18 protein-coding genes are annotated in these 18,105 nt (G+C 39.6%); 1 reads left to right on the forward strand and 17 read right to left on the reverse strand.

Annotated features, from left to right (window positions below; genetic code table 11):
• Positions 1–138: 138 nt before the first annotated feature.
• Positions 139–1,239, forward strand: a complete 1,101-nt coding sequence (locus tag B9A52_RS12220) for a glycoside hydrolase family 5 protein (RefSeq protein WP_084120730.1) — start codon at positions 139–141, stop codon at positions 1,237–1,239.
• Positions 1,240–1,285: 46 nt separating this feature from the next.
• On the opposite strand, the gene B9A52_RS12225 is transcribed toward B9A52_RS12220, so the two are convergent.
• The 17 genes from B9A52_RS12225 to fucP all read right to left on the reverse strand — a co-directional run bounded on the left by B9A52_RS12225 (position 1,286) and on the right by fucP (position 18,099).
• On the reverse strand, positions 1,286–1,720 hold the full coding sequence (locus B9A52_RS12225) for a hypothetical protein (protein WP_084120731.1): 435 nt from the start codon (positions 1,718–1,720) through the stop codon (positions 1,286–1,288).
• A gap of 306 nt (positions 1,721–2,026) precedes the next feature.
• Positions 2,027–3,208, reverse strand: coding sequence for a class I SAM-dependent rRNA methyltransferase (locus tag B9A52_RS12230; protein ID WP_084120732.1), 1,182 nt, complete (start codon positions 3,206–3,208; stop codon positions 2,027–2,029).
• Positions 3,177–4,589, reverse strand: a complete 1,413-nt coding sequence (locus tag B9A52_RS12235; RefSeq protein ID WP_084120733.1) for a sodium:solute symporter family protein — start codon at positions 4,587–4,589, stop codon at positions 3,177–3,179. The genes B9A52_RS12230 and B9A52_RS12235 overlap by 32 nt, the downstream gene beginning before the upstream one ends.
• Positions 4,590–4,961: 372 nt before the next feature.
• A complete protein-coding gene (locus tag B9A52_RS12240; RefSeq protein ID WP_084120734.1) occupies positions 4,962–6,575 on the reverse strand; it encodes an ABC-F family ATP-binding cassette domain-containing protein in 1,614 nt (537 codons plus the stop codon).
• Positions 6,576–6,697: 122 nt separating this feature from the next.
• Positions 6,698–7,345, reverse strand: a complete 648-nt coding sequence (locus B9A52_RS12245; RefSeq protein WP_084120735.1) for a hypothetical protein — start codon at positions 7,343–7,345, stop codon at positions 6,698–6,700.
• A gap of 459 nt (positions 7,346–7,804) precedes the next feature.
• Positions 7,805–8,257, reverse strand: a complete 453-nt coding sequence (gene tnpA, locus B9A52_RS12250) for an IS200/IS605 family transposase (RefSeq protein ID WP_084120736.1) — start codon at positions 8,255–8,257, stop codon at positions 7,805–7,807.
• 256 nt (positions 8,258–8,513) lie between these two features.
• Positions 8,514–8,819 (reverse strand): hypothetical protein, encoded by a 306-nt coding sequence (locus tag B9A52_RS12255; RefSeq protein ID WP_084120737.1) that lies wholly within the window; start codon positions 8,817–8,819, stop codon positions 8,514–8,516.
• Positions 8,820–8,848: 29 nt separating this feature from the next.
• Complete coding sequence (locus B9A52_RS12260; protein ID WP_084120738.1) at positions 8,849–9,058, reverse strand: helix-turn-helix domain-containing protein; 210 nt, start codon at positions 9,056–9,058, stop codon at positions 8,849–8,851.
• A gap of 241 nt (positions 9,059–9,299) precedes the next feature.
• On the reverse strand, positions 9,300–9,737 hold the full coding sequence (locus tag B9A52_RS12265; protein ID WP_084120739.1) for a hypothetical protein: 438 nt from the start codon (positions 9,735–9,737) through the stop codon (positions 9,300–9,302).
• Between the two features lie 92 nt (positions 9,738–9,829).
• On the reverse strand, positions 9,830–10,207 hold the full coding sequence (locus B9A52_RS12270; RefSeq protein ID WP_084120740.1) for a nuclear transport factor 2-like protein: 378 nt from the start codon (positions 10,205–10,207) through the stop codon (positions 9,830–9,832).
• A gap of 328 nt (positions 10,208–10,535) precedes the next feature.
• Positions 10,536–11,141: a hypothetical protein gene (locus B9A52_RS12275; RefSeq protein WP_084120741.1), complete on the reverse strand. Its 606-nt coding sequence runs from the start codon at positions 11,139–11,141 to the stop codon at positions 10,536–10,538.
• A 151-nt stretch (positions 11,142–11,292) separates the two neighbouring features.
• On the reverse strand, positions 11,293–12,522 hold the full coding sequence (locus B9A52_RS12280) for a hypothetical protein (RefSeq protein ID WP_084120742.1): 1,230 nt from the start codon (positions 12,520–12,522) through the stop codon (positions 11,293–11,295).
• A gap of 240 nt (positions 12,523–12,762) precedes the next feature.
• Positions 12,763–14,469, reverse strand: a complete 1,707-nt coding sequence (locus B9A52_RS12285; protein ID WP_084123496.1) for a carboxypeptidase-like regulatory domain-containing protein — start codon at positions 14,467–14,469, stop codon at positions 12,763–12,765.
• Complete coding sequence (locus B9A52_RS12290) at positions 14,456–15,433, reverse strand: FecR family protein (protein ID WP_084120743.1); 978 nt, start codon at positions 15,431–15,433, stop codon at positions 14,456–14,458. Before B9A52_RS12290 ends, B9A52_RS12285 begins: the two co-directional genes overlap by 14 nt.
• Positions 15,430–16,011, reverse strand: a complete 582-nt coding sequence (locus B9A52_RS12295) for an RNA polymerase sigma-70 factor (protein ID WP_084120744.1) — start codon at positions 16,009–16,011, stop codon at positions 15,430–15,432. Before B9A52_RS12295 ends, B9A52_RS12290 begins: the two co-directional genes overlap by 4 nt.
• Positions 16,012–16,275: 264 nt before the next feature.
• Positions 16,276–16,623: a DUF3024 domain-containing protein gene (locus B9A52_RS12300; protein ID WP_084120745.1), complete on the reverse strand. Its 348-nt coding sequence runs from the start codon at positions 16,621–16,623 to the stop codon at positions 16,276–16,278.
• A 180-nt stretch (positions 16,624–16,803) separates the two neighbouring features.
• Positions 16,804–18,099 (reverse strand): L-fucose:H+ symporter permease, encoded by a 1,296-nt coding sequence (fucP, locus tag B9A52_RS12305; RefSeq protein WP_084120746.1) that lies wholly within the window; start codon positions 18,097–18,099, stop codon positions 16,804–16,806.
• Between the last annotated feature and the right edge of the window lie 6 nt (positions 18,100–18,105).

The raw sequence follows: 18,105 nt of genomic DNA on the forward strand, positions 1-18,105 counted from the left end.
CATAATTATTTGATATTTATTGATAATGGTTTTTTTAAGTATCAGATGTTTGAATTTTTCCATTTATAAAGCAATTCCTGTTTCAGTTTTGTACATTTAAGGAAATACTACACCTAAAAAATCTTTAATGAACCGATTATGGATATCAGGATTTATATCTTAAGCCTTTTGCTTTTATTCCTCAATTTTGCAGACTCAAATGAAATGGGTCTTGGGGAAAAAGCAAACAATGACAAGTTTGAAATTAATAGAGGAACCAATATCAGTCATTGGCTTTCCCAAAGCAAAAGAAGGGGACAGGAGAGGTTTGATTTTTTTACCGAAAAGGACGTCAAATATATTGCTGACCTTGGTTTTGATCATATCAGGATTCCAATAGATGAGGAGCAGATGTGGCAAGAATCCGGAGAAAAAGATGCAGAAGTATTTACTCTTCTTCATAATAGCATCAAATGGAGTGAGAAATACGGGCTCAATGTGATTGTAGATTTACATATCTTACGTTCCCATTATTTCAATGCGGATGTAAAACCATTGTGGACTGAAGCCTCAGCTCAGGAAAGGTTTTATCAGTGCTGGAGGGACCTTTCTGAAGAATTGAATAAATATCCGGTCCATATGCTTGCTTATGAACTCATGAATGAACCCGTAGCGGATGATCCGGAGGATTGGAATAAGCTGGTAGCCAGAGCGGTGGAAGTAATCAGGAAAAATGAACCTGATAGAAAATTGGTAATCGGTTCCAACAGGTGGCAAAGCGCTGATACCTTTGATGATTTAAAGGTTCCTGAAAATGATCCGAATATTATCTTAAGTTTCCATATGTATGAACCCATGTTGCTGACCCACTACAAGGCATCATGGACAAAAACAAAGGATTATATGGGTCCTGTAAACTATCCGGGACAAATAGTAACTCCGGAAGACCTGAAGAATTTGGAAGAACCGTTGGCATCAATAATGGCAGGTCAGCAAAAGTATTATGACAAAGCAGCAATTGAAGAGCACTTTGCGAAGCCGATCAAAGTAGCAAAGAAATACAATCTTCCACTTTATTGTGGAGAATGGGGAGCTTATCCGACTACTCCAGACAAGGCAAGGTACCAATGGTATAAAGATGTCAAAGACGTCTTGGAGAAAAATAATATTGCTTGGACAACGTGGGATTATAAGGGTGGATTTGGGATTATAAGGAATGGTCAAGAGGATAAAGAATTGATAAAAGTCTTGTTAAAATAAAAAAAGGCAGGTTTTTGCCTGCCTTCTAAAATTTTTAATTTTCTGTTTAACCCAACCAGGAAGCCCAAGGAATTCTGGAAAGTATCAAAACCAATCCGATGGCATACATCATATATATTGAACGGAACTTTGCACGGCTTTCGGATAATTTTTTTGCTCTTGAATAGCCTATGGTAATCACTATGATGGCTATAATATTGATTACAGGGTGTTCCAATGCAGTCAATCTCGCGACTTTATCGCTCATAGCACCACCTTCTTTCAACAGTGCAAATCCAAGTGGACTGACAAAGTAGAGTATCAATCCGATCAATAATTGCACATGGGCCAAAATAAACCCAATCAAAGCGATCTTTCTGTCTTTTTCGGTATAAGTTTTATTTGAAAGGGAACCTATCAGCGCATAAATAAAAATGACAACCAAAGCCGCCAAAGCCAAATAAGCAAGTCCGGAGTGTAAGTGTTTTAATCCTGTATACATGTTTTAAGTTTTTTGTTTTAAAATTAGAGTAAAATCCCGCAAAGTCAGCAAAGGGCAAAGATAAATTTTACGTTGTCCGAAGGTTGTGCCTTCGGAATAAGTGAAGTGAGATGGTGTTGTCCTTAGGTTGTACGTTCGGACTGCTGAGTTGGGAGTTTCTAACTCTCCTCAATTGAGCCAGAGGCTCAATACTCAATGATCCGAAGCTACAAGCTTCGGATAACCCATCCTTAAATCCCAAACCTGTCAACCTATATCATGAAAGTTCATAAAATCTAAGATCTAAAATCTAAAATCTAAAACCCCCTAATCCACATACAAAACCAAACCTTTCAAATACTCACTTTCAGTATGAAAGATATTGACAGGATGATCTGCAGGTTGGGAGAGGTAATGGAGTATACGCACATTTCTTCCCGCTTCCATGGCTGCAGCCGTTACAGTATGGGCAAAGAGCTGCTTGTCCACTACCTGCGAACAAGAAAAGGTGAATAATATTCCACCTGATTTGATTCTTTTCAATGCTTCAGTATTTAGCCTTTTGTAGGCTTGAACAGCATTGTGTTTGGATTTGATGTTTTTGGCAAATGCCGGTGGGTCAAGCACTATGATGTCATAATCAGTTTCAATTTCTCTGATATATTTTACCACATCTGCCACAATGGATTGATTTATTCCTTGGAATCCTTTGTTTAAGGCTACATTTCTATCGGTAAGTTCTATGGCTTTAACAGAGATATCTACAGAATGAACTTCTAATGCACCTTCCTTTAAAGCTGCTACCGAAAACCCGCCTGAATAGCAAAAGGTATTCAATACCTTTTTTCCTTTGCTATAGTGGCCAAAGAGTTTCCTGTTTTCCCTTTGATCCACAAAAAAACCTGTTTTTTGACCTTTTTCCCAATCTATTTCATATTGGCAACCATATTCCAAAACCATATTGGTTTCGGGAACACCAAACAGAAGACGGTTTTCGACTCCAATATCCCTTGGCAAAGTCTCTGCACTTTTCTCATAAACGGCTTGCAGGGTATTGCCATATATTTTTTGCAGCGCAAGACTGATATCTTTGACATGCTTGTACATACCGACATGATGGGTCTGAATGACAGCTGTACCGTTATAGAAGTCGATAATCAGACCTGGCAAGCCATCCCCTTCACCATGAATCAGCCTGTACACATTGGTTTCAGTATTATTGACCAATCCAATGCTTTTACGCATTTGATAGGCTGCGCTCAGTTTTTTAATCCAAAAATTTCCATCAATCAGTTCCTCCTCAAAACTCACCATCCTGACCATGATGGAGCCATATTGAAAATGACCAACTCCCAAAAATGTATCCTTGGAACTGATAATCTGCACCAAGTCACCGTTTTTCAGGTCATCGTTTTTGTAGTCTATTGCTCCTGAAAAAATCCAATGGTGTTTACGGTAGATGGAGATTTCTTTGTTTTTAAGAAGTTTTATTGTCGGATAGGGTAGCATTGGTTTTTTTGTTGATGGGGAAAATCAAAGAGCCCACTACCATGGAAACTGCACTGACAAGTGTCGCCGGCAAATGGGGATAATACGGTAAATCTAGAGAAGAAAAACCCAAAAACGCTATCATCCCAAAAACTATGGACATCAGGGCACCCATTTCCGAAGCTTTTTTCCAATAAAGCCCCGCTGTCAGGGGAACAAAGAGGGAAACCAACATCAATATCGATGCTCCGGCCACAAGCTCATAAATATTGGTTTTCCATTGGGCCAACACCACTGCCACGACAGCGACAGTGATGATATTTATCCTCAAAATCCACAAAAAATGCTTCTCCTTCAATTTATTTCCAAAATAAGGACGGATCAGGTTTTCTGAAATGATGGCAGATGGGGCCAACAATCCCGAACTCGTTGTACTCATGATGGCTGAAATCAATGCTCCGAAAAATAAAATCTGAACATGCATTCCGCCATGTTTAAGGACCATTTCAGGGAGAAGCAATTGTTTGTTTTCAAGGTAAATTTCCGGATACAGGAATTTTGCTCCAAGGGCAATAAATAAAGGCAATAAGCCGATGGTTACATAAAAGCCTCCCGCCAGGTAAGCTGAACGGATAGCGACCCTTTCTGACTTCGCGGACATGACCCTTTGGTAAATGTCCTGACTGGGTATACTTCCTAAACCTATAATCATCCAGGCCCCTAGATAATTCATCCATGAAATCGGGTCGGCATCGGGGAAAAACTGAAAACTTCCTTCTGGCGCAGATTCAAGAATTGGCATGACACCACCTGCTTTTTCGCTCACCAATACCGCCACCCAAATCAATCCGACCACAATCAAAGTCGTCTGAATGAAATCGGTGATCGAGATGGCCCACATACCTCCCAAAAATGTATAGAAGACCACAATGCCCGCACTGATGACTATTCCCTGCGCAATACTGATATCAGCAACTGTTGTGAATATCAAAGATAAGGCAACCAATTGTGCAGCTACATAACCGAAATATGGGGGTATCATAAAAACGGAAGCAAAAAACTCTACCCGCTTTCCAAAAATCCGCCTGTACACATCGCCTATCGTCAGGACATTCATCTTGTACATTGGTCTCAAGTAAAAAACCCCAAACAATACCAGACACAATGCCCCTCCAAAGGGATCTTCCATTACTCCTTGAAGTCCGTGTTCAAGATATTCCGAAGAGGCACCAAAGATAGTCTCCGAACCAAACCAGGTGGCAAACAATGCCGAGGCCGATAAAAAAAGTGGCAACTGTCTCCCGGCCAAAACAAAATCACTGGAGTTTTTGACCAGCTTCGAAGACCAGGCACCTATCGCTACGGTGATGAGGATGTAGATGATGATGGCGGTTAGAAGCATTTATTTAGACGTGAGACTTGAGATTTAAGAAACAAGATACAAGAAACAAGAGTCAAGAAGGGGATGTCCGAAGCCTTTGGCTTTGTGACGCTGAGTTATAGCGTTTGTAACGCTATTGTGTGAGGTTAATTTCAAAAAACAATACTTGTTCCAATGCATATCTAGAAGCCAAGATTCAACAAAATCCTTGAATTTACAAAAAGGACATTTAGGAGGTTAATATTTCCCTTGATTATCTCAAAATCTTGACCATAAATCAAAATCAAAACCCTCAATTAAATACGGTAACATCTATTGCTTCGCCAAACCCAAAAGTCTTGCGTCTAGTGTCTTGCGTCTTATGTCTTATGTCTAACCTCTCAAATCTCCTGTCTACCTATACATCTTCTCCCTCAAAGCCTTAATCTCCTCTGAATCCAGGTAATCATCGTAAGGCATTCTTCTGTCAATGGTGCCTTTTGGGGTAAATTCAATGATACGGTTTGCAGTAGAGGAAACGAATGCATGGTCATAGGAAGTCATCAATACCGTACCGTTAAAGTCAATGATGGCATTGTTGAAGGCGGTAATGGATTCCAGGTCGAGGTGGTTTGTAGGCTCGTCCATGACCAAAAGGTTGGGGTTTTGTAACATCATTTTGGATACCATACAACGGACTTTTTCCCCACCTGACAATACGGAACACTTCTTCAAGGATTCTTCCCCGGTAAATAGCATCCTGCCCAAAAAGGTCCTCACATGTGCTTCTTCCTGATTGGGTGAATACTGCCTCAACCAATCAATCAGGTTTAGATCTGACTGGAAGTGTTTGGAGTTATCATTGGGTAAATAGGCCTTGTTGATAGTGACTCCCCATTTGAAACTTCCTTTTTGAACCGGGATTTCTTCCATGATAGTCTGAAAGAATTTGGTGACAGCCTGTTTGGTTTTGGATATAAAGGCGATTTTATCCCCTTTGTCCACCATCAGGTTGACATCAGTAAAGTAAACTGCATTTTCATCCTTCAATTCCAAGCCTTCTGTCATAAAAACCTGATCTCCAGCCTCTCTTTCAGGTTTGAAGATAATACCCGGATACTTTCTGGTTGAGGGTTGAATATCATCCACATTCAGTTTTTCCAACATTTTCTTTCTAGCTGTTGCCTGCTTGGATTTGGCGACGTTGGCTGAGAATCGGAGAATAAACTCCTGCAATTCTTTTCTTTTCTCCTCTACTTTTTTGTTCTGATCGGTTTTCTGCTTGGCGGCTAATTGAGAAGACTCATACCAGAAAGTATAGTTTCCGGAGTAGATCTTGATTTTCCCGAAATCAATATCGACGATATGGGTGGAAACCGCATCCAAGAAGTGCCTGTCGTGGGAAACGACAATGACCAGGTTTTTGAAATTGACCAGGAAATCCTCCAACCAGTTGATGGTTTCAGAATCCAGATCATTGGTAGGTTCATCCAGAATCAGGATATCAGGATTACCAAATAGTGCTTGGGCCAAAAGTACCCTTACTTTTTGGTTACCGGCCAATTCTTTCATTTTCAGGTAATGTAGATCCTCGGAAATCCCCAAGCCTGATAGCATGGAGGCAGCATCAGATTCTGCATTCCAGCCATCCATTTCGGCAAATTCCGATTCCAATTCTGAGGCTTTGATACCATCGGCTTCCGAAAAATCCTCTTTGAGGTATATGGCATCTTTTTCTTCCATGATGGCATAGAGTTTTTTATGTCCCATGATCACGGTTTTCAACACCTCAATTTCATCAAATTCAAAGTGGTTCTGCTTCAGAACAGCCATTCTTTGACCGGGAGTGATATTGATCATTCCCGAAGTGCTGTCCATATCTCCTGAGAGTATTTTCAAAAAAGTGGATTTTCCGGCACCGTTGGCACCGATGACACCGTAGCAGTTGCCGGGTGTGAATTTAAGGTTTACATCTTCAAACAGGGTTCTTTTACCGAACTTTAAAGAGAGGTTATCTACTGAAATCATTGATTGCTTGGAATTTTGAAGGTGCAAAGATAGGGAATTCCCGCAAAGGCGCTAAGGGTGAGGGGAGAAATGGTTGGGAAATTAGAAAGTGGAGGAGATTAATTAAGCATATCTCTATAAAATTAAATTTGGTTTTGGTTTTCAAATTTCTTTAGTGAAGATCTAATAATTTCATCCACTTTGATAAAATATTCAAAGGCGGTTTTTTTACTTAATAATGCTTGGGCAAATCCGTGGGCAAACAGTAGTTCAAATAAATTACTGTTTTCTAATTCCCCTATCTCATATTTTAAATCTTTATTAAAGCTTATTTCTTGAGTCGGTAATTTAAGATCTTTAAATGTTTTCTTTTTATCTGCGTGGGAATATGCGTTCCTAAAATCATCCTTATACTTTATTAAGATTTGACTGTCCTCTTTTGAAATTATACCTAATCTTTTGGCATATCCTATGGTTTCAATTAAATTCTTATCATTATATTTTTCAATTCCCGCATTAAATGATTTTCTAATATCTTGGGTTTTATCAATACAAGATTTATCATTATAAATAAGCATTGTTTTGAGAAAATTTTCTAAAAGATGGTTGGTTAAAGTTATTGCAGCTTGGCAAAAATCACAAATAAGACACCTTGATATTTCCTCTCTTAATGGATCAAATTCAGACCATCCATAGTCAATTAAAAATTGGTTTTGAACCCTTGGGATGTTCTCCTGAATATTATTTTCAAGTTCTTTAATGAATATTTCAACTTTTTCTTCAAGTGTCATGCAATTTTGACGATTTTACTCAATTTAAAATTTTTTCCGATTCTATAAAAAAAATATTAATTGAATATTCGGAAACTCTCCCAAAATAGATTTTTTTGAACACCTTCCAAGTTACCCAACTGTTCTTGAGTCAGGTTACGTTCCTGTCTAGCTTGCTTTATCGCCTGTCCGATAAAATTTTCAGTAATTCTCTCTATGGATATTAACTGGGTTTTGGGAAGTTGATATTACGCCCTTTCAGGGCTGGGTTAGGATATTTCCTTTTCTCACAGGGCTGCACCATGTGTTGGAGTATTATGCCCTTTCAGGGCTTTTTCATATCCCGACTCCTAAGGGAGGATACATTTGTGTAGTTCACTTCCGAATAGCCCTGAAAGGGCGGTAATCTACCAACGCAGGGTAAAGCCCTGCGACTGTAAGACCCAAAATCCCACCCCAAGCCCTGAAAGGGCGGAATACTTAGTCCCACACATATCGTTCATCGTATTCAACCTTATACTTCTTCAAGAAGGCCCTATACTCATCCTGAAAAGTCCTTTTCTTATGGTGTTCAGCTTGGTTTTCAATATATTTTATCACCGTATTAACTTCGGTAGGATTTACTGAAAATGCTCCATATCCATCTTGCCAGTAGAAGCTCTTCAAACTTTCCCCTTTCGTTTTAACCCATTTGGATGAATGGGATTTTATTTCTTCAAGCAATTTTATAAGCGTGATCTTTTTTGAAAGCAGACAGAGTATGTGGATATGATCAATATGTCCCCCGATTTTAATAGGAGAGCAGTCTAGGTTGTTGCATATGCCGCCAAGATAGGAGTAAAGCTCATTAGCGATTTCCGGTGAGATTAAGGGCTGTCGGTGTTTTGTACTAAAAACGATATGAAGGTAATTTTTAACGAGCGACTGTGCCATAGGAATTTGATATTTCGCCCTTTCAGGGCTGGGTTAGGAGTTTTCCTTTTTTTTTCACAGGGCTGTACCCTGTGTTGGGGTATTTTGCCCTTTCAGGGCTGGGTCAGACTTTGTGGTTTTTTTTCACAGGGCTGCACCCTGTGTTTGGGTAATATACCCTTTCAGGGCTGATTCGATACTGATATTAAGGGAAGGTGTAATTTATTCAATTTTAACCAGCACTTAGAGTATTAATATTGCTTTTTCAGGGCTTTTTTCAAATACGGATAGAGAATGAATTATTCAACATTTTCAATCGATCTAGATAATGATTGATATATAGTTCCTTAATAGGTTCCGTCAAAAAAGAACTTGGTGTTAAAACAATGACTTGTTTGTTTTTGCTTCGGTACTTATCCAAAATCGTTCTGATACGGTTTTCCAACATGTCGATTTTCAATCCGAACTCATAAAAGTCATCATAGGCATAGAATCCCAATACCTTGAAACTTTCTGTATCATAATCATCGGCAAACAAAATGCTGACGGTCTTCTTCCAAAAGAATTCCTGCCAATATTCCATTGCGGTACACCTCTGCCTTTCTCATTCAATCAATACTTCTTAATAACTTCCAATTTGATTTCCATGCCCAATACTTCAACCAACTTATTTAATATCTCTAAAGAAGGATTGCTTTGTCCACGTTCAAGTTTGTAAAGCGTATTGGTGCTGATGCCAGCCAATTCAGCCAAGTGTGGTTGGGTAATGCCCAACTCTTTTCTTCTTCTTTTGATGGTCTCTCCAAGTTGCGCAGATAACATTATAGTGTGATTTTTTATGCAAAATTGGCAGGATTTATTAAAAAATTAAATTAAATCACATTATAATATGATTTGGCTAACTGATGGTGATTCATAGAGAGTGAATGAAAAGATTTTCACAATATAACGTGATTTTATTTCTGCTTAAAAAAGGAAATTAGGTGTAATAAACATCAAAGTCTAAACACCAAAAAAATTCCTTTCCCTTAATATTATAAACGATCCGATAATGCTTAAAATTTTATAAGTCAATAGGACCGGTTTTCAGTACTACTGTCATCCCAGGGTAGTTTCCTTTGGCATCGTCTTCTGCTGTAATAAAGAAACCGGTTGGTTTATGCGGAGATACTGTTTTTAATGAACTGGAAAGCATATTTGAGAACGTTGAAGTGGAGGTACTTAATTGTCCAATGTTCTGCACTCCTCTCTCAGCGGTTTCCATCCATACCACATATACAGTTTTTGGTGGCGTCAGCCTACCAGGTTCTGCTAAGCGTTTGACATCCAAATCGATATTGTAATTGTTGTTTTTGCCTTTTTTAATGGTAATAGTGCCTTCAGCTGATGGAACAACAGCGGAATTCAAAAAGGTAATTTTCTGAGCACAAGCAGAAAATAGAAAGACTAACATGCTCAACATCAATATATTTCTACCGATCAAATCTACCCTTATCTTCATGGCTATAGTTATTTAGGAACAACTAAAAATACCATTTTTGAAGTGAAACTGCTTACATATCTTTTAGTAGATTTTGTAAGATTTACAGGTTTTTAACTCAGATCTGTTAAACGTATGATTTTTTCATTCTGAAATTCAAAAACAGATTTGCCCAAGAGTTTTATTTTCTGACCTTTTTTCAGTCCGTTTGGAAAGTCAATAGCCAATACAGCAGTGTATTCAACTTCAATTTCAGTTTTATCGTTTTCATGTCTGAAAACCTTGATTTTTTGCATCCTTTCTAAAAAGTAACTTTTTGCTGCTTCTGCCTGTGTAATGAATTCATCAATCCCGTTCAAAGTCATGGTTACTTCTCCATTTTGGATATTTTCAAAAATAACTTTCTTATCAAAATCCTGCACCATTCTTGAAACATCAAAATTGTTGTATCCTTCTATATAATTTCGGATGATATCTTCTTTTTCTTTCATGGGAATTTATAGGTTTACTTGGACTTACAACTTGAATCAAACGGTTCTTTTGTTCAAGGCTTTAATTCATAAAGGGTTATGCTAATTTCAATTCTTTGGATTAAGTTTTTTTTATGTTTAAAAAAAAGCAGAAAAAGCAAGATTTCCTATATTCCTTAAATTTTAGAAAGTTCAAAAAAACACTAAAACCAGCGCATCCGTAATTTATGGGAGTTTTGAAAATAGTAAATTATATATACTTATCCATTTCTTACTCCTTTTCCAAGTTTCGTCTCCACCGAATAATAATTTAAATTCAGTGGAGACAAGTCTTGGGAGTTTGCTTAAATCATCTTCCCCATTTTCCACCACCGACAAAGTAGCCAATCGTAAATCCGAAGTATTCATTGGTGGCTTGACCGATTACCTCACCGTTGATGTTTTGGAGATCGCTTTTAGGGACAAAATTGTATTCAGCGCCAATCCTGAATTTTCCAAGTTCCACGCCTGCTCTTATCATTGGCGCCCAGGCAAAGTTTGCTTTTAAATCTCCAAGATCATCTTCATCGATATCAGTGGTTTCAATGTTGATGTTGCTCATGGTATAGTACCCAAAACCGCCACCGATATAGGGAGCCGCTTTTCCTTTTCCGTAGTTGAAATAATAATTTGCTGTACCGGAAATAGATGCATTTCCGCCTAACTCTCCGGTGTAATCATCAGGGATTTCGTAATAGACAATGTCTTTGGCCAATCCTGCCACACCCATTCTCAGACCCAAAGCCAGATTTCTCCTGACTAGTATCTGTGGTTCAAAATTGACCAAAGCACCGATTCCACCTCCTTTGGGAGCGGCAGCACCCAGGTCCATCTGAAATCTAAATCTGTCTGCTTCTTGGCTATATGCCGCTTGGACAGCAAGTAATGCGATAATAATTGTGAATAGCTTTTTCATTTTTAAGTGTTTTATTAGGCTGCTAACCTGCCCAAGCTCATGTCAAGCCGGGTAGGGTTTGCTGCTGGTTTAGCATTTATTGTAATGACAATTTGAATGGATTTTACCCCTATTTTAATATTTTATTTTTTGAAAGAAATTTTGATTTGATTTAGAAAAACCGGAATCCGGCTCTAAATCCCCACCACCATTGACTGGAAATATTTTCAGGGTGGGCCCTTTCATTGCGGATCCGGGTATTGGTATATAGTTCTGGATGGCCGTCAAAAGAATCGTCAAATACTCTGAAATTAATTGTAGGGCCAGCGAATAGGGCGAGCTTTTTAGCCACTTGATAATCTGCGCCTACATAGAGTTTGTTGATCAGGTTAAGCGACTGTACATTTCCTTTGTTCAGTTGCTCGGAGCTCACCTCAATATTCAGGAATGTCTTTTTCCCCAATCTTGGTGAGGTTCCTACACCGTAGCCAAATGCCCAAGTGACATCTTCGTTGATTTCCGGTCTGATGCCAGCAAAAAGGATATTATAGAATTCCCTCTTTCCTGTCCGTAATGCCAGGTTTAGAGGAAGCACTTCATTGGCTCCTAACTCGACCGTATGATAACCTGAACGGACAAAGCTGATCAGACCTACCGGAACTCCACTCATGCTGTCGGCATAGTTGAGGAGACCAAGCTGAAAGCCATTGACTCTACTTCCATAATTAAAAGACCCAACCTGCGATCCGTTCACTTCATGGGGAGTAAAATTTGCCAAGCCTGCAATTTGAGAGCCTTCGGTGTTTATTCCCGAGAAATTGGCAAGACCTGCGATTTGAACTCCTTTGACTGATTTGGGGGTAAAGTTTGCCAAGCCGGCAAGCTGTACACCGTTTACTTCACCTGTGGTAAAATTGGTCAATCCTGCCAATTGGACTCCTTTGACGGATTGTAGATTGGAGTTGAACAAACCTGCCAACTGCACCCCGTCGACTTTTCCCCCTACCTGATTGAATAAGCCTGCCAACTGCACCCCTGTCATGTCACCCCGGTTAATATTGAAAAGGCCTGCCATTTCAAAATCCCGGGTTCCTGCCGAATACCCACCGAGCATGTTAAAAGAAACGTCATTGATCATGTTTCCGGATTGGGTGCCATTCGTTCCTACGAAGGGAACAAATGCAAACTGTACCGATACGATGGTAGTATCCTCAGGATTGACACTAAATGGTTGGAATTTTAATGTGCTGATTTTTTCACCGATGCGGTGAAATGAAACCTTCGGTTCAACCTTTTCGAGGCTATCGGTCAGGGTTTCTCCAAGGCTTGAAAGGGCTTTTGTTTCCACAGGAGAAAGGGAAAAGAAAGCTGCTGTTGCTAAAATTTTGCTTATGGTATTCATTTGTTTGGATTAGTTTCAATCCTATGACAAACGAAAGCAAAAACACCCCTATGTGAAATGAGAAAATTTTAGAAAAAAATTTTTGATCAAAGATCAGCTCAAGTCAGTGTCCTCACTGACTTTCTGGGATTTATGAATTTTGGAAAATTCTGAATGTGTGGATTTCAATATCATCAGACATCCTTGAATTTTTGGAAATTTAATTGGCAGTGGAGACAAGCCAATGGCTTCTGTAACCCATCAAAAAAACCTAAATCCCCCTCTACCGCCAATCCATATTTGGGTGGCAAGGTTTTCGGAAGGGTAGGAGTTCTCGGAAATGATTCTTGGATTGGTGTAAGTAAATAAAGTTGGATGGTCAGCATAGGAACTGTCATACACCCTTAGGTTCAGACTTGGTCCGGCGAAGAAGTGGATTTTATTTGCCAGACGAAATTCCATTCCTATGTAAAGTCTGTTGACTAGATTCAAGGCCGAGACATTACCTTTGTTAACTTGCTGGGAACTCAATTCGATATTCAGAGCTGTTTTCTTGCCTAATAAAGGGGAGGAGCCTATCCCATAGCCAAATGCCCAAGTAGTGGAGTCCGAACTGTTTGTTCTCATTCCTGCAAAAAGCATGTTGTAAAATGATCTTGTGCCAGAACGCAGTGACAGATTCAAAGGCAGCATTTCATCCGCCCCGATCTCGACCTGATGGTAACCTTTTCTCACAAAACTGATCAGACCAATCTGGGCACCCTTTAAACTGTCAGCATAATTGAAAAGTCCGATTTGGGTACCTTTGACATTGCGTCCCACGTTCAGTAAACCTGCCATCTGTACACCATCAACATCCCTGTTGGCATAATTGGCTAATCCGGCTAATTGGAATCCGCGAAAATCGGAGGTCCCAAGGTTTATCAGTCCCGCCAACTGAAAACCCTTTACATTTCCCGTACTGAAATTGATCAATCCTGCAACTTGTGCAGCATTCACCGAATCCAGTACAGCATTTGTCAATCCTGCCAATTGGAATCCTTTGACGGTTCCGCTGACCTGATTTAATAGACCTGCAACCTGTATAGACTTAACATTTCCTTTATTGAGATTGAATAATCCTCCAAACTCCAGTTTGTTGGTGCCTCCAGAAAAGCCTCCGAAGATGTTGAGAGAATAATCATTGACCACATTTCCCGAAAGCTTTCTATTTGTTCCCACGAATGGAATCAAGGAAACCTGAAATCCCCGATGCAGTGTATCGCTCATATTGTCCATATTGGTAAAAGCCACTGACTTTTTGGTCCAAACCCAAAAATCTTTCATAGGTTCTGCTATACTTTTGCCAACTTCACCAAGATCAACTTCTTTGGTTTTGAGCAAGACCTTTTGGAAAGTGGATTGTTTTTCGTCTATCAAAAGTGTGTCGGTATAGGATTGACTGTTGATGACCAATTTGAGGTCCTCTGTGGGATTTTTTACCGACAACTGGAAATAGCCAAACTCATCCGTCAAGGAAGATTTCAAGGTAATCGGGTCATAAACGGTCGCATTTCGGACAGCTTTACCTGTACTTTCATCCACGATATAGCCACTGATGACCAAGTTCTTGGGGGAATCTGGTTTTGGAGTGAGTATGATATACACACCTTTCTGTTTGATATCCACTTGACCTTCCAACACAGTTTCCAAAACTTCCCTCAAAGGTTTGCTAGAAAAATCAGCGGTCACATTTCTATTTACATTGATAGCGGAAGAACTGTAGGAAAATGACGTTCCTGTCTCTTGGGATAAGCGCCGGAGGAAAGTTTCAAGCGGTTCGTTTTTGGCCGAAATGGAAATTTTTTTCTCCAAAGTAGGAATCTGTTGTCCGAAAGCCAATGAAGAAAATAAGAAAAGGAAGAGCACTAATATTACCCAATAATAGGCCTTTCCTTGGGTTTGAATTGAAGTATTAAAAGCAGCCATCCCCAGAGATTTTGATTTGGGAACCTTCATCAGATACTTCTAGACCAAGTGTTTCGGCGATTATTCCAAGGATCGTATCTAGGTCTTCATTCTCAAAAGCTACCGTCAACCTACAACCGGAAATATCTCCTTCCATGACGATTTTTTTGCCATATACTTCGGAAAGACTGTTAAGTACCTGACCGAGTTCCTCTTCCTGAAATGTAAAAGACCTTGTGACAAATGCCGCAACATTGGGATCAGCTTCCAACTTGGAAAAAGTGTTCAGGTTTTTGTCATAAGTCCCTTTTTCTCCCGCTGAGAGCGAAATGCCTTCCATATTTTCTTTATAAAACCTGACCCTTCCTTCTTGCACTGTGACTTCAACAATGGCACTATTGGGAAAAGCTTTGACATGAAAAACCGTCCCTATATCCTCAATCTGCAGTTCGCCTGTTTGGACCGTCCAATTTACTTTTTTGGAATCGGGGATATTGATCAAAGCCTCTCCTGACAAATGGATGGTTCCTGTTTTTTTTCTTTCGTCGTAATCGACCCTTACATCTGAGTTTTTGTTAAGTGAAATTTCTGTCAGGTCAGGCATCCTCTGGGTGACTGCTATCAAGTCAGCGGTGAAATTGAATTCCTGATTTTGGGAAGATTGTCGGATAGAGTAAAAAATGAAAGTAAAAGCAAAAATAAGAATTAAACCGGCTGCAATTCCCCATGTCGGAAATATAAACCATGACTTTTTCTCTTTTCCATGAATCTGATTTTTCACCTTGTTCCAAGCAGCATCTGCATCAAATTCCTGTTTACCAGGCAACTGCGCTCTTTGAAAAATCAATTTGGCATCTTCCAGGTATTTTTGATTCTCATCAGAAAGTGCACACCATTCCCTCAGCTTCCGGATTTCAATCTCAGAAGCTTCACCGACAATGAATTTCCCGATCAGGTCTTCGATATGTTCCAAATTCTCGTTCATGGTTCCAATAGCCTTCCTATCAATATGGTGATCAATGGCAAATAATCTTTCAATTGAATGCGCATCAGTTTCAAGGCTTTTCCCATTTGATTTTCAACTGTTTTGACTGACAATTGTAATTGTGCGGCGATTTCTTGGTATTTGAGTTCTTCAAACCTGCTCATCTTGAAAATCAACTTACATTGTTCAGGAAGGGTTTCCAAAGCTTCCTGGATTTTTGATTCAAGTTCTTTCCTGATTGCCAAGTGGTCAGATGGCTGACTTCGGGGTTCACCTTCAGCTTGGACAGTTCCTGCATGCAATTGTCGTACTTTTTGGTGCTTGATTTCATTGAGACAGGCATTTCGGACGCTTCGGTACAAGTAGGATTTTATGGAAGTATCCACTTGAATGGTTGCTTTCTTTTCCCAAATACCAATAAAAACAGCCTGTACGGTTTCTTCAGCATCGTCCGGATCCTTGAGGAATGAAAGTGCAAAGCGGCAAAGTGGGTTATAATGGGTTTTGAACAGCATCTCAAACGAGGCAGTATCTCCGGATTGAATGTTAGAAAAAACCTGTTGGTCTGTTGCTTGCATGAAAAATCCAATGCTTTCGTGCAAGTTAAGATTTTGGGCCTTTATATAAAAAGAAACCTGAAAAGCTGTTTACCCCTATGCAGGAAAAAAAAGTTTATATCTATCAAGTTCTTTTTTTCTCAATCTGTTTTACTTCCAATCAGATATTTATTGATACTATGTATAAATGGATGTTTTTTCAGGTCCTGTCGTTGGTGTGGTTTTCAATATGGTCAGGAAAGGATTGGATTTGGGTAAAATATAAAAGTCCAATTGATGGTGGATTTAACCCCAAAAACAATAGTGTTTGTCTTCTTCGACAACATCAGTAAATTCCTGAACAGTTTTGACATGCAGGTTGGGTTCATAGCCATGCCATTTTTGGTCTGCACGAAACCATAATATTTTCCATAGATTCTTTGTTTCCACAAAAGTTGCCTTTGCTGTAGGGAATTCCCTTTTTACTTTTGGGTTATTGAATTGAGGCCTCATCGTGAAGATGATAATACTTTGACTTTCAATTCGATACCCCACATCTACTTGGTCTCTGATATCTTCAGGTGGTCTTTTTCTATCGAGAAAGTTTTCCATGACTTCAATTATTTCCAGTGTTTGCAGGTTTTGTATAGCCATAATTTTACTCAGTTTGATGTTGCTTTGAATAGTCAAAGGTAGAGTTGAAGTTTCAAATCTAGACCTAAAAAAAATAGAAGCTCTGATAATATATATTTTCTTTGTGTCTCCGTGCCTTTGTGGGCTTTTCCTTTTTTTCTCCCTTTGCGTCTAAGCGTCTCCTTTGCGTAAGACTTCCTTTTACTTCCTCCTAAACGCAAAAACCCCCACCACCATAAAACAAACCAAAGGCAAGACAAAGGAGAAATTCACTTCGGGAACTCCCAAGATTTTAATATCATCATAAGCAGGCCCACCGAAATCAAGGATGACCCCTTGAAGCGTAGGCATAATGGCACCGCCCACAATCGCCATTACCAGAAAAGCTGCCCCATATTTCCCATCTTCTCCCAAACCTTCCAATGCAATGCCATAAATGGTTGGGAACATCAAAGACATGGCTAGGGAAATACCTACAAGGGAATAAAGTCCCAACATTCCTTGGATAAATATAGCACCCAAGGTGAAGCCAACTGCCAACACTGAAAAATAGAAAAGTAATTTTGCAGGAGCGAAGTAGCGGAATAGAAAGGTACAGATCCATCTTCCTACCAAAAACAGGATCAAGGCTGAGTAGGCATAATTGACTGCAGAGGCATTGTCTATCCCCAATGTTTCCGCATATTGATAAATGTAGGTCCAGACCATGATTTGAGCGCCAACATAAAACATCTGGGCAATGACTCCTTCTACGAATTGAGGTTTTTTTGCCAAGCGTTTCATGGATGGCCAAAAATCCAGATTCCCGTTTTTTGATTTGTTTTCAGGCATTTTTACCATCAGGATTACCACTGCCAATGCAATGACTACCAGCCCCAACATCACGTATGGATCTCTGATCACCATCAGGTCATTGGTCCGGATGATGGATTTGGCAGATTCATCCAAAGTATCATAAATTAAATTGCCCGAATCATCAAGATTATTGGATTGGAGGGCGTTCAGGATAAATTCTTTTGCCACAAAAAGTCCGGCCAAAGCACCCATAGGATTGAATGCCTGCGCCAGGTTTAGTCTTTGTGTGGCAGTTTCCTCCGATCCCATGGAAAGAATATAAGGATTGGCGGTAGTTTCCAAAAAAGCCAATCCAAAAGTAAGGATGTACAATGCCATGAGGAAAAAGAAATAACTTTCCCATGCAGCTGCTGGATAAAATAGCAGAGCGCCAAAAGCATATAGACCCAAACCAATCAGCACTCCGACTTTGTAGCTGTATTTTTTTATGAATATTGCGGCCGGAAGTGCCATGGTAAAGTATCCTCCATAAAAAGCCATCTGTACCAAAGAGGCCTGCACATTGTTCAATTCCAATACCCGCTTAAAAGCCGCCACCATAGGATTGGTGATGTCATTGGCAAATCCCCAAAGCGCAAAAAGGGAAGTAATCAGAATAAAAGGAAGTAGGAGGGTTTTGGGGACTAAGGTTTTTTCGGTCATTTGGAA

This window comes from Aquiflexum balticum DSM 16537 (assembly GCF_900176595.1).
Taxonomy (GTDB): domain Bacteria; phylum Bacteroidota; class Bacteroidia; order Cytophagales; family Cyclobacteriaceae; genus Aquiflexum; species Aquiflexum balticum.